Origin of the sequence: Paraburkholderia sp. GAS206C, from assembly GCF_050435645.1 — a bacterium.
Lineage (GTDB): Bacteria > Pseudomonadota > Gammaproteobacteria > Burkholderiales > Burkholderiaceae > Paraburkholderia > Paraburkholderia phenazinium_B.
Window position 1 is genome coordinate 197,572 of record NZ_JBNDKR010000007.1, and the last position, 13,780, is coordinate 211,351.

At 56.7% G+C, this 13,780-nt stretch carries 14 protein-coding genes and 1 tRNA gene; 7 read left to right on the forward strand and 8 right to left on the reverse strand.

Translation table 11 applies throughout. The features are described from left to right. The first annotated feature begins 98 nt into the window (after window positions 1-98). A tRNA-Lys gene (locus P3T20_RS20610) sits at window positions 99-174 on the forward strand. A 109-nt stretch (window positions 175-283) separates the two neighbouring features. Here the strand turns inward: P3T20_RS20610 and P3T20_RS20615 are convergent. From P3T20_RS20615 to P3T20_RS20625, 3 genes are read right to left on the reverse strand one after another with little or no spacing between them, the layout of a single operon-like run. Beyond that, a complete protein-coding gene (locus P3T20_RS20615; RefSeq protein ID WP_143787453.1) occupies window positions 284-1,294 on the reverse strand; it encodes a hypothetical protein in 1,011 nt (336 codons plus the stop codon). Next, on the reverse strand, window positions 1,182-1,892 hold the full coding sequence (locus P3T20_RS20620) for a hypothetical protein (RefSeq protein WP_074263031.1): 711 nt from the start codon (window positions 1,890-1,892) through the stop codon (window positions 1,182-1,184). The genes P3T20_RS20615 and P3T20_RS20620 overlap by 113 nt, the downstream gene beginning before the upstream one ends. Further along, window positions 1,882-2,703 (reverse strand): TIGR04255 family protein, encoded by an 822-nt coding sequence (locus tag P3T20_RS20625; RefSeq protein ID WP_074263030.1) that lies wholly within the window; start codon window positions 2,701-2,703, stop codon window positions 1,882-1,884. The genes P3T20_RS20620 and P3T20_RS20625 overlap by 11 nt, the downstream gene beginning before the upstream one ends. Before the next feature lie 1,048 nt (window positions 2,704-3,751). Between P3T20_RS20625 and P3T20_RS20630 the strand changes: the two genes are divergently transcribed. Continuing rightward, complete coding sequence (locus P3T20_RS20630) at window positions 3,752-4,381, forward strand: hypothetical protein (protein ID WP_074263028.1); 630 nt, start codon at window positions 3,752-3,754, stop codon at window positions 4,379-4,381. 109 nt (window positions 4,382-4,490) lie between these two features. Here the strand turns inward: P3T20_RS20630 and P3T20_RS20635 are convergent, their stop codons facing one another. Next, window positions 4,491-4,778, reverse strand: coding sequence for a DUF3761 domain-containing protein (locus P3T20_RS20635; RefSeq protein WP_074263027.1), 288 nt, complete (start codon window positions 4,776-4,778; stop codon window positions 4,491-4,493). Between the two features lie 633 nt (window positions 4,779-5,411). Here P3T20_RS20635 and P3T20_RS20640 point away from each other — a divergent pair. Then, complete coding sequence (locus tag P3T20_RS20640; RefSeq protein WP_074263026.1) at window positions 5,412-5,708, forward strand: hypothetical protein; 297 nt, start codon at window positions 5,412-5,414, stop codon at window positions 5,706-5,708. A 653-nt stretch (window positions 5,709-6,361) separates the two neighbouring features. On the opposite strand, the gene P3T20_RS20645 is transcribed toward P3T20_RS20640, so the two are convergent. From P3T20_RS20645 to P3T20_RS20660, 4 genes are all read right to left on the reverse strand, one after another. Continuing rightward, entirely contained in the window at window positions 6,362-6,664 is a 303-nt protein-coding gene (locus P3T20_RS20645; protein WP_074263024.1) for a hypothetical protein, read from the reverse strand. Window positions 6,665-7,021: 357 nt separating this feature from the next. After that, window positions 7,022-7,516, reverse strand: a complete 495-nt coding sequence (locus tag P3T20_RS20650) for a hypothetical protein (protein ID WP_143787452.1) — start codon at window positions 7,514-7,516, stop codon at window positions 7,022-7,024. Then, window positions 7,501-10,344, reverse strand: coding sequence for a glycoside hydrolase family 24 protein (locus tag P3T20_RS20655; RefSeq protein ID WP_074263023.1), 2,844 nt, complete (start codon window positions 10,342-10,344; stop codon window positions 7,501-7,503). The genes P3T20_RS20650 and P3T20_RS20655 overlap by 16 nt, the downstream gene beginning before the upstream one ends. 197 nt (window positions 10,345-10,541) lie before the next feature. Next, window positions 10,542-10,742 carry a hypothetical protein gene (locus tag P3T20_RS20660; protein ID WP_143787451.1) on the reverse strand — a complete coding sequence of 67 codons (201 nt, stop codon included), beginning with the start codon at window positions 10,740-10,742 and terminating at the stop codon, window positions 10,542-10,544. Between the two features lie 55 nt (window positions 10,743-10,797). On the opposite strand from P3T20_RS20660, the gene P3T20_RS20665 reads away from it, so the two are divergent. The 4 genes from P3T20_RS20665 (at window position 10,798) to P3T20_RS20680 (ending at window position 13,753) form a co-directional block, all read left to right on the forward strand. Continuing rightward, window positions 10,798-11,076 (forward strand): hypothetical protein, encoded by a 279-nt coding sequence (locus tag P3T20_RS20665; protein ID WP_074263022.1) that lies wholly within the window; start codon window positions 10,798-10,800, stop codon window positions 11,074-11,076. A 39-nt stretch (window positions 11,077-11,115) separates the two neighbouring features. After that, on the forward strand, window positions 11,116-11,520 hold the full coding sequence (locus P3T20_RS20670; protein WP_074263021.1) for a DUF2471 domain-containing protein: 405 nt from the start codon (window positions 11,116-11,118) through the stop codon (window positions 11,518-11,520). Window positions 11,521-11,729: 209 nt separating this feature from the next. Continuing rightward, entirely contained in the window at window positions 11,730-13,442 is a 1,713-nt protein-coding gene (locus P3T20_RS20675) for a methyl-accepting chemotaxis protein (protein WP_074263020.1), read from the forward strand. After that, window positions 13,442-13,753, forward strand: a complete 312-nt coding sequence (locus P3T20_RS20680; protein WP_254368739.1) for a hypothetical protein — start codon at window positions 13,442-13,444, stop codon at window positions 13,751-13,753. Before P3T20_RS20675 ends, P3T20_RS20680 begins: the two co-directional genes overlap by 1 nt. The last annotated feature ends 27 nt before the right edge of the window (window positions 13,754-13,780 follow it).

Here is a 13,780-nt window from a genome sequence, read left to right on the forward strand (position 1 = left end):
CGGTTAAGCAAACGACCGGCGTCACGAATTTTTTTAAGAAATCTGCTAAAGGGGCCTTGGCAACTTAAAAAAAGTCCTTCATAATTCGCAGTCTGTTGGGGGCGTTAGCTCAGTTGGTAGAGCAGCGGACTCTTAATCCGTAGGTCGAGTGTTCGAGTCACTCACGCCCCACCAAAGAAATTCAAAGGGTTGCACGCATTTGCGCTGCAACCCTTTTTCTTTTTCTAGTCCATGTAACCACGGTGTAACCGGATTTGATGAGCGCAATTGAACGCGAGCCGCTTCATTCGGGCGCCGCAAAGGACGAAGTCGAAAGATAGTCGACCATCGTGTATCGAATCAACTGCCTTAGCTCACCAAGATTGACGTCCGACATGCCTCTCACTTCAATGCCGATTTCTGCAATGCGAATCCGACAGCGCTGCGCGAGAACGGCTCTCGTGGTCTTTTGACTTTGGTTGTCAGGATCTTCAACCTCGTCCTTAAAAATCTGTTTGATAAGCTTCTCGCGCAGTTTCGCGCGCGGCTGATCGTCCTTCACGATAAGGGTGATCCCCAAGTTATATGGCGGAGGCATCAGACCTAGCGCGTCCTCCCACGCTTCCTCGGAATCCCGCTCAACAGAGAGGTAGATTCCGTATATTCCGTCTTTGTCCTTCGTGACCTTCTCGTCCAAGACCTTCAGCAGTTTCGACTTGGACAACCCTTCGTTGAACTCGTCGGGCAGCGCGACTCGGGTGTAGCTCCGGCCGAGCCAGCCGGCCAAATTATCGAGCCAAGTCGGCTCCGTTGCCCAGTCCGCCCTCGGCGGATCTTCGACCGAGTATTGCGGCGCAGACAATTCAGCAAGAGAGGCGCGGGGCAGCCATTTCCGAGCTTGGATATCTATCGCAAGCGACACGACGCCGTTGGCCCCAGTTGCTTCCACATGCAGAATGCGAGGATCATCGCCCTTGGTCTTCGCCGAGCTGCAACCATCAAGCAGCCGAGATGCGCCAACAAGCTCAAAGACGGGAACCCGATCGAAGAACGGGTTGTAAAGGTTGCAAGTTTGGGACACGACGACCCAAAACTCTACGCCATCAGAGCTTTGACCGATCAAAGCCAAGTCTGCCGCCGAAATGACGGAACCCTGCCACCAACCCCTTCCCTTGATTTCGGCGAGGATGGCAGCAGGGTCCTTAGTAGGAGTCGCTTCTGCGCTCGATATCTGCGATGGTTGGCGTACCGGCACTAAATGACTGCTCTCGCCGCGGCGGACGAACAGGAACAGACATTTCCGCAGAAAGTTCATTCAGTTTCGCTACGAGAGCGGACTTAAGTTCTGGACCCGCAAGCGTATCACTTTGTAGTGTCGACCGGAACGAGCCGCCAGGGAGAGCGATACTCCAAAAACCCTTAAGCCTTTTTAGATCAACGCCATCAACCTTATCGAGAGCTTCGGCGAGCGCATTTATCCTGTCGCTCTTCGCGTTACGTGGACTTTGCCCTTCGTACCAGTCATAGACAGTTTTTCTCGTCACAGAAAAGAGTTCGGCCAACTGCGTAACAGAGATGTCCAAACGCTCTTTAATCGAATCCAACTGATACGGAAGCGTTCGCGTTACCGCCTCATGCTTGTCGAGATGAACCTGGGCCTGCGCACATCCATCGACGACAACAAAATACGGCGCCCCTTCAACGACGAACAGCAAGCCGGTTTTAAGCGAAGTGCCGACCGGCGCCGTAACGGGCGACGATCCGCTTTCCAGCCATCCAATTGATTCAATAAAACCAGCGGCCTGACGAGCACCAAGAAGCTCTTGCCAGTTAGGTTCATTGAGGGGCATCGAACTGCCTTGTGGTGCGACGATTGCCGCGACGTCCAACGGTGGCGGAATATCAGCGTACATTTTCGCCTCCTTTCCATACTGCGAATGCGTGATCAGTGCAAACCGCTTCATGCCGGAAGAATGCGTTTGCTCTCTTATGCAGGTTATCGAGCCCCGCCTGAATTTCCCTTAGCTCTATGCGTCGCGGTTGCGGATAATTTGTAAACGCATCGATATCAAGCAGCATCTCGTTTGGCTGAAGCGGCGTAAGCGTCAATGGCTGGGTGGCGCCCCTGATCGTCCCAACCAGTCCAATCAAATCGATTGGAATGGAGAATGCCTCGGTCGTATGTATGCTGCGGACACGCAACTGGCCGCCTTCAATGCCATAGGCGAACTGCGACAAACCTCCCGCAGAATCAAAGGATGGAACTGTCGGTGTCAGAAACGCCGTTGATATATAGTCCGCCAACCGGTCGTCGTGGCTCGCCTTGATATGATCGACGTATCGCACACCCAACGCCGTCACGTCCAAAAACTTCATCTCGTCGAACAGCACCTGAAGGCACTCGCTGACAAATGCATGAAAACCGGCGAAGCGCTGATATTTCAACGTAAAGAAAAGTATTTGCTCCGTGCCAAGTTGCGCTCCAAACGAGCGATCGCTCGACATCATTAGCCACGCTTGCGTCGCGGTCTCCGGTGGATTGACGACTCCCGGCAACATCACCCGCATCTGCTGCTGGACATGCTGTAGCACTGGAGCAACGGCGCGCAATTTCTCATGGATCTCCGGCATCTTGTTCGGCAATAGCGCCAGTTGCGCGAAGCGAACAGAGGCAATGGCATAGACTAATGGCGAGTTAGGAAGGATTCCGCTGCGATCACTCATCTCGACTTGCCTATTTGTGTGATTTGGAGTAAACCGCGAAACTATACACGAAACTATACACCAGCGCACCGCTGCGGCAAGCAAAAGATGGCAGCAAGTCAAGGAAATTCGTTATGGATGATTTGTCGCCAAATATTCCAAGGGCGAGCGTCGACGAGCTCCTGGCAAAAGACACGGCTTTCCGAAAAAGCAGACCAAGGCAGCCGGGAGGCGCTCGCCAATATACTGAAACTGCGCGTGCGAGTTAGTGATAACCAGATACGCCGATCTGCCGAACTGTTTGCCGCAGCCTGCGCAAGAGTCGGCCGAGCCAGCGATAGCGCTACGTCAGACAATCAATTGGTACAGGCGCTCGACATACAGATCCAGCACCGAGGAGGCGCCCTAGATTCAAGATGACGACTGCGCTCGAGCGCGGCCTCCGCTCTAGTTCGAGCTCACACCAGCCAGCCCGATCTCGTAGCGCCGCGTATTCCCGTCGCACTGCAATTACGCAGTCGAGCGCCATTAGCGCTTGCTCAACTTCGCGGAGTTGCCGTCGCAGCGCATCGGCCACACCAGCACCGGCGAGTGGCTACGAAATGACCACTTGGTGGAGGCCACACGGATGTGACTCGCGTCGAATAGCGCCGAATGCGAATGGTTTGAGCGCGCGAAGCCGGCGCGGATCTCGGTTGATCTCGCGCCGCAATTTTTTCTGGTATAGCCGTACTTCAGGGACGCCAAAGAGATCGTGAAAATGTTCACTGACGGCTGGCGGTTAGACTAACGATTGCCGACCCTCCGAGGCATGCTTGACGTATGCGCCGAGCATTTAACTGCAGCATTGAAAATCCCGCCGAGTCGCGGCGCTACCTTGCTCCTCGGACAGTTGATTGCCCATCCTTCAACCGGTTCGTGGCGCTCGAATGCACATCTGTTTGAGTCGACTGGCAGTTGGACGGCCGAGATGCAGAAGAGTCCGCGGAACTCAGCATGCTAAAGATGGCTCAGGACATGGCGTCGTAGCAACGCTACTCGACTACACCGAACGGAGAAGGAATGCTCTATGCACGGAAAACCGCAGCAGGAAATACTTCGGCTCTACGCTGATCTCATGGAAGAGATCAAAGTGCGGACGCTGTCCGTTCAGAAGACGATAAACGGTGAAACAGGCCTGCCACCCACTCTGGCACGCGAATATTGCTATTTGCAGATACGCATGATTATCGAGCTGATTGCGTTGGCTTGTCTGGCCGTGCATGGCGATATTCCCGCTGCCAACTCTGCGAGGTTAACGAGTTCGTACTCAGCGAAAGACATCCTGCACGATCTCGAACGACTCCATCCGCAGTTCTATCCGATGCCGATCAAACGGACCTCGCATCCGCTTCCGAACGGCCACAAGCATCATCACATGACGCCCGTCACCGATTCATTTTTCAACAAGTCGCAGTTACTAAAGGTGTACGCGCGATGTGGCGATGCTCTCCACCGCGGTAACCTCAAAAAACTGATGAAGCTCGGAAGCGAACCGCAGATGGACCTTTCTGATGTAACCACGATTATGTTGAAATTGAAGATTCTATTAACCGAGCACGTAATATCGCTTCTCGATCCAAACGTGAAGTTCGTTTGCCAGATGACAAACGCTGACGACGGCGGGCGCGTTCAAACTGTACTGGGCGTTGCTGAATAAGCCTCTGGCGTGCGATGCCTCTAGTGGTCGGGTGCCCGACGAATAAGAGCCGCAGCAGCAGTAAGTGTGTCAGATACGGCCGACCTGTCGTGACGCCTCCGTATGCGTGTCACTCCCATTCCGCCACCCCTCCGTGCCGCGAGCATGTGCCGGAATGATGTCGGCTGAAACTGTACATGCCGTCGATGCACTTGGCCGATGCGCCGGTAGGCACTCCGCCGTTCTTCGCTTTCGCCGGCGAGTGCACCTCCTGCCCAGACTTGTTAACGTAGTGCCCATGTGAGGTCAGATCGGATTCGTCGGGCTGCGCCCAGGCGTCAGATGCAGGCGAGCGAGCATAAACTAACGAAGAAGAAAGGGCGAACGCGATGAAGGCGATCGATGCGACCGCCTTCATCGCTCCAGCGGTAAGATGGTTCACGGATTGTCCTTTGACGTCGCAGTTATCGTTGTGTTATCTGCAGGTCATACAGGGTGCCGTCATCTGTTTGGCACACTCCAGTTCCGCCCTTGCTCCACTGGCTGTAGTTGAAAACGCAACGGAGGTTATGACCATCAGGGGAACTCGCCAAGATATTTCCGTTTCCAGACGCGCTCATGGCAACTCCGGTTCCGGTAGCAAACGTGCCGCCGCTGCCTGCGGCGCTTGCTAGCGTAAATGCTCCTCCAGAAACGTAAACAAAATGGCCATCATATGTGCGGCCGGCCAATTCGATCGTTACCGACTTGTCGCTTCGGTGCGCCAAGCCATGCGCAAACTGGCCAGGACCGCGTGGTAGCAATGTCAGATCGTACGTACATGCCTGTAGCGCGATAGCGACCACGCAAAGCGCCGCACTATTCTTTGTCATGGATAGCCCCTTTCTCGTTTTTGTCTTGTAGCGCCCCTCTGCCGCCACCATTGCGGTAAATAATAGGCTAGGCGAAAGCATCTTGGACGAATTATTGCGGGTCGCGCTCGCGGGCGAGATCACGGTCAGCGTGGTATTGCATGCTAGGATTGCCTCAATCGCCTACACCCGGGAGCGCTATGGCGACGAAGAAAATCGAATCCCACCATGGATATCAGCTCGACGCTACCGTCGACCAATATCAAAGCGGCCCGTTTGCCGGGATGTGGTTTGTGTCCAATCGAACCGCCGATTACCCTATGAAAGGGATACACACAACGGTTGCTCACGAGCAGAACAACGGTCCGTGCGGTTCGAAAGAAGATGAGTTCAAAAAGACCTTTTCGACTCTCAGGCGCTTTATCGACGATGATCTCGCGCGCCCAAAAGCGTCTCGGGGAACTCTCCGTGATAGCACCGATATTCAAAATGGCTAGCCGCCTAAGGCAGCTTGTGCAAGCGGTATCACCGCGACCGTCTCCTGATGATCGCGCTCTCCGACGCATAGGGAAAGTAGGCATCGCCTCCGCAGATGGCCACTAACGGCCAAGGCCTTCAAGGCGTAGAAGACAGACACAGTCGACGCTGCAACCTCGCCAGTAGTGGCGGCAGCGGCGATGGGATATGCATCGTCGACGCAAGGATCTACGACATCGCGCTGATCCGAAAGTAGTTTCGATCCTGGGCCCAATTAGACACCACCTCAGAACATGCGCCTTTACTATCTCACTGAACAGTGCTGGGCCGGGAAGATATTGCAAGAGCAGCGATTCAAGCTTTCGACCATAGGCGAGGCCATCCACTCGAGATACGCGTCGAGGTCGCGTTCGAGAAAGATCGTCACACGCGCACTAACCTCAACGGGCTTTGGAAAGCCAGGGTCAATCTTCGCTTTGTGCCAAAGCGTAGAAGCTCCGATGCCCAACTTGACCGCCGCTTGCGCTGGTCGCAGCCAAGTGCCTTCCAAAGTGCTCGCCATGAATACCCCGCTCAGATTAATTCAACCGCAGCAAACGCGCGGTATAAGAGAAGCATCCGATTTGGTACTTAGGAAATCTAAGGAGTGGCATGATCGGCAGTGGTAGTTGTATTACACCCTAACTAGAGCGGCGGCCCTCAGATGCCTTTTGATCTGGTCATAAAGTGTCACGTCGGCAAAAAGAGCGCGTGGAATTGCGAGCCGAACAAAGGCGAAGAAGCGCCCCGATATCTCATTGGTCACCGGGTCAGTTGTTACCGTCGCCCTTTCCTCGGCCAGATGTTCGAATATTTTCGCAAGCGTCTTTACCAACCATTGGCGGTAGTCCGGATCGAGGCCGCGGGTCGAATTTGCATCGCCTCGCTGAATCACTTGATCGATGAACGGCTTTATCCTCCACACGACGTCCAGCAAGGTGGCATAGTCGGCGACACCGCCAAGTACACACGCTCAACCGTGTCTTTTCGCGATAGCACGGTTGCCAGCGCGGTCTGGCATTGACGCAACTCCGTCGCGCGTTCCGGCAGCGTCAATCACCAAGGCGTGGTCATGATTCCTGGCCCCTCCCAGGTACGAGCGAATCGCGGGGCGCGGTATCTTTGCCTCCCACATTGCCACGGCCACCACGCCGCGCTTGGCGTTGCCGAGGGCAGCGGGCAGGCCTCGACGTAAGGATGAAAGATAGAACGATTGCGGAAAGGTGCAACAGCGCGCCTAACGATGAAAGGCTTGGCAGCGTGACAACCGCCAAGCCAATTCGATCAAGACTTGTTAATTTTCACACCTATGAAAATCAATCTTTCCATTATCGTTATAAAAATCAGGCTGATTCACCCATTGATGTTTTTTTGCTTCATTGCTAAAAAAGCCAACCCAATTTAAACTAATATCATTTTCGCCCTTGATTTTTATAGCGGCGATTCGAGTGACCGTCGAAAAATGACCCCAATCGAGATTCATGCCACCTCGCCCCAGGTCCAGCGGCGATTCAAAATAGACGTCAATGACCCCATCTTTTTTAACACCCTCTTTCAACATTGAATTGATGACAATTTGATTTGAATTGATAGTAAATTCCGCCTTAAGCTGGTCATCTATCTTTATGCCCTCCAAATTGTCACAATCCGGCGACCATCTCCCGCTGAGCCTGCTAGCAACATCGGTTGATTTTGAGTATAAAGCCACGCCATCGTCTGCGTGACAAGTGCCCGCAAAGGCAAGCATCAAGAAAGGTAGAACCGGGAAAAATCTCACTCTTTTTGCCATTTCAACAGCTCTCCCTGAGGAACAGTCAAAGTAGTATGTCCACGGAGTTCATCTTCAAGATACTCCGCGAACAATTTATTGGCTCTATCCATTGTCATTACCGGCTGCCCATAGGGTGAATCCGGCTGACTAGCCCATTCCTTATTTGTCCCTTCAGCCTTCCCTCCCGATCCGTGAATGGCAGTCGAAAGATCGCCGCTCATGATAGGGTTTAGTGCATGCCGTGTAACTAGTAATTGAACGGCGGCCCCGTCCTGGATCGCTGGGCTAAAATCAGAATATTGTTTCTTGCTCACGAGCCCATCCCATGTCTTTTCCAGTATTTGATACGCTCCGGCTGCTGTGGAGGTGTAGTTACCAGCGGTGATTTTCTTTCTCGGATGATCTGCGAAACCCTGAAATATTCCGCCTCCATATAGCGTCACGTAACCCCTGTCCGATGACGTTCCCTCACCAACGCGAATAACTCTCAGCAAAGCTCTCACGCGTGCTTCCGCAAGGCTTAGTGATGCTGAGGAGGTGGAAAAATTGCCCACCAGCCCGATAGGATGGATGTGCCACACGTCAGCGTCAACCGGGAAGCCCTCGACGGCCTTCACCTTGTCCCACCATTGCAGCTTCTTGATGCGCTCCATCTCGGTCTTCCAGATGGAGCCGCCAAGCGTCCTCATAAGCGGCAGGAATTTTTCCCACTTGCCCATGTCGCCGCCCCATTCGCTTTCGTAGCGAAAGATCAGGTGCGAGACCGCCTCCGCCAGCCAGGGCACGGTCAGCGCCTTCCTCAGGTCAGCCGGAACCACGTTCCCCTTACCGCTGCCCTGGCGCTTCGCGGCCTTCTCCAGCTTGGAGATAAACTGCCCCGCGTTCACCGCCGCGGCCACGGTACTGAATTCCTTCTCGTTGTCGCCCTCGATCAGGCGTTTCGTTTCGAACCGGCAACGCCGGTACATGTCGAGTAACGGGACGCTGGTCGTATCCACCGTATTGAATCCCAGCCACGCCCACGGACTTTCCCAGAGCGTACTGGGGTGGCTCTTCTCGCACACCCATCCCGTCATCGTCCTGCCGTCCTCGTCGCCCGCCGCAATTTTCCACCATTGCGTGCCCTGATCGTCGATCGCCCGGTCGATCTCGCGCCCCTGGTCAAGCTGGGCGCGCGAAAATACCTGCTGGTATCCGACATCCGGAGCGTCGGCATTGGCAAGCTGCAACGGGAATGTTGCCCAGGTCGGCACCGGTCCAGCGGCAACCTTGCCCGCATGCTTGGTGCGATCAACCCAGAGCGGATCGCCTACGGGCGTACCGCTGGCGGGATGGTTGTGGCCGTGGCCGTGTGTTGACGGCTGCGCCGCAAGCTTCGTTGGTTGAACCTTTGCCCAGAGTCCCTTGCCCGGATCGCCCTGCTTGCCCGTCGCGAAAGCCAGCGTCAGCCCCACCAGCCCGGTATTACTCTGCGGGTCGGCAGGTTTGACAAGCTTCACGCCCTGCCGGATCAGCAGCAGCGGTTTATCCGGCAGCTTCTTCGCCCGTTCCTTGCTCTTATTGATGAAGTCATTGATCTGCGCCCCAGTGAACACTTCGAGGTGTAAGAGCGGGAACTCGCGCTTCGGCGGCAACAGACTCGCCTCAGTGGAATTCTGGTACTCGCCCAGGTAGCCCACCACGTCGCCCGCCTGCACCGGAAACGGCTTGTCGAGCACGACCACCGTATCGAGCGGCTTCGGATCAATTACCGCGTCCAGTTCATCAAGATTTATCCAGCCCGTCACGGCACGCGGATCGGGAGTCCCGCCAGCGATAGCAGCCACGGGCGTACCCTTGATGATCTTCGCAATCTGCGCCCAGCCATTCGCGGCGTTGCCCACAATGGTCAGTTCACCACCGCGCGGCAGCAGGCCGATTGCGGTCCCGTTTGTACGGTCGCAGATGCGGACGCCGGTCCGGGACGTACCGGCATCCTGGGGAGCGTCCGCCGGACCGGCTGGCGGTACGGTATAGCGCAGCTGGTCGGGATACGTTGAAAGCGCACCCAGGCTGTCCGGGGCCGGACCTGATAGCGCACCGCCGAGCAGCGCGCCGCCGGCCAACGTGGTGGTGTTCAACGCGTCCGAAGGCGTGCCAATATTCAGTGGCGCATTGAGTTGCCGGGGCTGGGCCTGGTGGTCATTCGCTTTCGCGCCAACCCGGAAATGCCTGTCACCCTCCCAGAAAGGCAGCGGATGGATTGACGGCGCGGGCGCGTTGCCGCCTTCCGTCTGCGCGTCCTGATACCCTTTCCAGTCAAGCTGGTGCATGTACAGGCTGTAGAACTCCAGCACTTCATCGGCGGGTGGCTGGTAAGCCTGCGGGCCACTGGCAGTCGTTGCTGACGCACCCGAAGCCGGGGTTGCTGCCGTCGATGATGCGCCCTGCCTGTCTGGTTCAGGCGGCAGCACGAGCCTGTGGCGGATCAGCACGAAGCCCGTCGAGTACAGCGCGTAGCGCGGCGGGAACGGTGGATAAGTCAGTTCGGGATAGGCAGAATCCAGGCGGTACGCTACCACCTCGCCATCGGCAATGGCCCTGACGCCATCGCCCTGCTTGAGCTTGCCGCCTGTGCCAGCGCCGAAGTGGATACCACCGTGATACATGCCGTTCGAGCCAAGCGGATAGAACCCGCCGTCCGAACTCGCCAAGGCACTGAGCCAGGTTTGCGGATCGGCTTCATTGCCGCTGATCGGAGCAAAGGGAAAGCTCCAGTTCAAGGGTTGCCATTGCGGCGGCGGCGGCGGACTTGCGGGCGCTGCCGGAGCGCCGGGGTGATGCGGATTACCGTGATGTGTCGCCATGAATAGGCGCGCCTCCTTGCTGGGTTTCGTGGGAGACACGGCCCGAAGGGCAAGGACTGCAAAGCCGACGCGGGCCGCGATGTGGGCCCGTTACGAGCCATCTCGCGTTATAACCCGCGAGATGGTTCGTCCCAGTACGGAAACGTCTGAAAATTGGTCAACAATTGTCGCGCCTCAATGCGATCGCCCGGCCCAGTTCATGCGGCCGTGAAATCCGGCTGCGGCTCGCCCAGTTCGCGACGCTGCTCGTATTCAAGCTCGCGCAGCAAGGCGAGAAAATGCTCCTCCCGGGCTATTGAGTCCGCCAGCGGGTGCGGGTCCGGCGACGATTCAACGATGCGCTTCGCGGCCTGGCGGCGTTCCGATCGAACTAACTCGCCCTCCAATTCCCCTTGCATCTTCCCAAAATACTGTATAAATTCACAGTATGTATGTTCATACAGGGGTACAGCAATGAACCAGCTTATCCGCATCCTGAACGACGACGACCGCGAAACACTCGCCTGGCTGTGCAAGCATGCCGGCGACGCTCGGGTGGCTGCTGCCGCACGACATCTCGGAGGCAACGGAAAGCCGTACCTCTCCGCGGTATGCCGCTATCTCGGCGTGCGCCCGCCTATGCCACGCCAACGCTTTCGCCCTATCGAAGACTGCACGGTCGGCGACACCCATCTCGCCCAGATTCGCCAGTTGCTCGCACAGCGCTGCCCGCCCCAATCGAAACACCTTTGAAGCAAATGCATCGCCCCACGCTACAAGGAAAATAAGACCATGACCCATGCCACGGCCTTCGACGAAGATGTCCGAAACATCGATCCCATTGCCCTCGAACGCGCGCTCCGCAGCGCATCGCTCGACCTTCAGCAGGTCATTGTCACAGTCGCCAGGCGTCATCTGAATAGCGGTCGTCGCGCTTATCCGATCGGCAGTGGATTGCCGACCTGGCGCACCCTGCAGACGATCGACGAACTGGTGTTCGAGAATCCCGGCTTCCGGGCGAGAAATAAAGAGCACGTCCGGGACATGTTCGTCCGTTTCGGCGACAGCCGTCTGGCCGGCTCGGATCTTGACGAGCCGGTCGACTGGAGACGCGACGATGACGATCTGCCCGTGGTTTATCTAACGGTCCGTGCGCTGATCCAGTCCGATTCGACGGACGGTGGTGGGTCGGACTAAGGGGAGCGGAAAACCCACAAGCCTCATTGCGCTTACCCAACGAGCATATCCCTACCAGAGATTAAGCGCGCCCCTACCAAAGTCTTACCACGCATGTCCAAACGCATCACGCCGTTTCCGTACCGCTACTATCGGTAACAGACCGCGATCTAAAACCTCGCGGTGACAAAAAATGGCGTCAATTTTTCGATGAACGCGACACGGACAAGCTGGTGCAAACAATCAGAATCAAGATCATTTTCGCGTTCGGCGCGTGCGTTGTACTCATGGCTGCTATCGGCCTCTTTGGGATACTCGGGCTTTCCAGAGTCAATTCGAACGTCGCCAACGGATACGTTGGCAACACCGTTCCGATCTCCGATCTATCGGAAGTTCGCATAGCCCAACTCAATGTGCGCCTTATGCTAAGGCGCATTCAGGTATTCCACGATCCGGCCAGGACAGCGGAGTACGCCGCGGCAATCGCCACGTATTTTGAACAGCTCAATAAATCGTGGAATCACTACTATTCAAGCGGGATATCCAGCGACAAGGAACATGAGATCGCGGAGCGCATCAAGAACATGCTGCCGCGCTTCACGGCGTCAACGAACCAGGCCGTAGCTGCAGCTAGCGCAGGGAATTTCGATGCGGCTGGTACTGCAATCGAAGACGTTCTTGCGGTGTCAACGTCCATGAACAATGCTCTGGACGAGGACGCCGCACTCAATCTGGCTCAGGCCAAACAATTTGTCGACGACAGCGACGCCACCTTCGCGACTACGCGTTGGATCGCGATCGGTCTGCTCGTGGCCGGCATTGTTGTTGCCGTGGGAATATCCACCTACCTGCTGCGCACGATTCTGAATCCGCTCAACAGGGCGATTGACGTAGCGAACCATATCGCAAACGGTGAACTGGAAAATCGCGTCACCGTCGATTCACGAGGCGAGTTTGGTCAGTTGCTCGAAGCATTGAGGAAAATGGACGGGAATCTCAGCGATACGGTTCGCGGGATTAAATCGTCTACGGCCTCGGTTGCTGTCGCGTCACGCGAAATCGCAAGCGGCAATACCGACCTCTCCGCGCGCACCGAACAACAGGCGGCGTCGCTTGAAGAAACCGCCGCCAGCATGGTGCAGTTGACGGAGACGGTAAAGCAGAACGCCGACAATGCACGCCAGGCGAACACCCTCGCCATGCACGCGACCGATATAGCGGACACAGGCAACAATTCCGTTCAGGCCATGGTCGGGACGATCGATCAGATCAGCAGTAGCTCGAGCAAGATTTCCGACATTACCGGCGTCATCGAAAGCATTGCTTTCCAGACCAATATTCTTGCGCTGAATGCAGCGGTCGAAGCCGCACGCGCGGGCGAGCAGGGCCGCGGCTTTGCCGTGGTGGCCAGCGAGGTCCGCAGTCTGGCTCAGCGCTCGGCCGCCGCCGCGAAAGAAATCAAGGAATTGATCAGCTCGTCCGTGGCAACGATTCAGGACGGCGCCAGACAGGCCACGGAAGTCAGTGCAACGGTGCGCCAGGTCAAGCAGGCCATCCAGCAGGTCTCGGATCTCGTCGGCGAGATCGCGGCGGCGTCTGAAGAGCAAAGTCGCGGCATTGAGCAGGTGAACCAGGCAGTCGGCCAGATGGACGAAGTCACGCAACAGAACGCGGCGCTCGTGGAAGAGGCCGCTGCGGCTGCGCATTCCCTTGAAGAGCAGGCGAACAATCTGCAGGGGGCGGTGTCGGCGTTCAGGCTCGACGACCGTGAGTCCTCCGTGTCGCGCATGCCGGTTGCGGAGAACCGGCCACTCGTTCCCGTGCGGAAGATATCGAAGGCGCCCGCGAGGTTAAAAGCAATCGGGCAAGCGCCCGCACCCTCGCCAGCCGCTGAACCGCTTGCGCTAACGCACAAGTCAGATCCAACGTGGGAGGCGTTCTGATGAGCACAACCACCACGAACGTCACTGGTGAACTTCTGAGCGCCTACGCAAGTTTCGCCGTGTCGAACAGCAACGCGGTTTCCCGCATCGGCGCCCGCGCAATGGTGCTGTGCAGATTCTTCGACGCGACGTTGCCGCAACTGACCGCGGCGCAATGCGATGAGATCACACGGATATTCCGCCACGGCGTCAACGACACGATGTCGATCACCGACGACGTCGAAATGCCGTCGGCCTATCACACGGCGCTGCTGGAACAGACCAACGCACTTCTGGCCGCACTGGAAGAGCAAGGCAGCGCGCGACGATAGCGGTCGCCGGGAGTAAGCGCCGCCGTT

What these genes read in the sequence shown, in the direction of transcription:
- P3T20_RS20615 (WP_143787453.1), bottom strand. Translation starts at nt 1,294, where the DNA reads ATGAACTTTCTGCGGAAATGTCTGTTCCTGTTCGTCCGCCGCGGCGAG.
- P3T20_RS20620 (WP_074263031.1), bottom strand. Translation starts at nt 1,892, where the DNA reads ATGTACGCTGATATTCCGCCACCGTTGGACGTCGCGGCAATCGTCGCA.
- P3T20_RS20625 (WP_074263030.1), bottom strand. Translation starts at nt 2,703, where the DNA reads ATGAGTGATCGCAGCGGAATCCTTCCTAACTCGCCATTAGTCTATGCC.
- P3T20_RS20630 (WP_074263028.1), top strand. Translation starts at nt 3,752, where the DNA reads ATGCACGGAAAACCGCAGCAGGAAATACTTCGGCTCTACGCTGATCTC.
- P3T20_RS20635 (WP_074263027.1), bottom strand. Translation starts at nt 4,778, where the DNA reads ATGAAGGCGGTCGCATCGATCGCCTTCATCGCGTTCGCCCTTTCTTCT.
- P3T20_RS20640 (WP_074263026.1), top strand. Translation starts at nt 5,412, where the DNA reads ATGGCGACGAAGAAAATCGAATCCCACCATGGATATCAGCTCGACGCT.
- P3T20_RS20650 (WP_143787452.1), bottom strand. Translation starts at nt 7,516, where the DNA reads ATGGCAAAAAGAGTGAGATTTTTCCCGGTTCTACCTTTCTTGATGCTT.
- P3T20_RS20655 (WP_074263023.1), bottom strand. Translation starts at nt 10,344, where the DNA reads ATGGCGACACATCACGGTAATCCGCATCACCCCGGCGCTCCGGCAGCG.
- P3T20_RS20660 (WP_143787451.1), bottom strand. Translation starts at nt 10,742, where the DNA reads ATGCAAGGGGAATTGGAGGGCGAGTTAGTTCGATCGGAACGCCGCCAG.
- P3T20_RS20665 (WP_074263022.1), top strand. Translation starts at nt 10,798, where the DNA reads ATGAACCAGCTTATCCGCATCCTGAACGACGACGACCGCGAAACACTC.
- P3T20_RS20670 (WP_074263021.1), top strand. Translation starts at nt 11,116, where the DNA reads ATGACCCATGCCACGGCCTTCGACGAAGATGTCCGAAACATCGATCCC.
- P3T20_RS20680 (WP_254368739.1), top strand. Translation starts at nt 13,442, where the DNA reads ATGAGCACAACCACCACGAACGTCACTGGTGAACTTCTGAGCGCCTAC.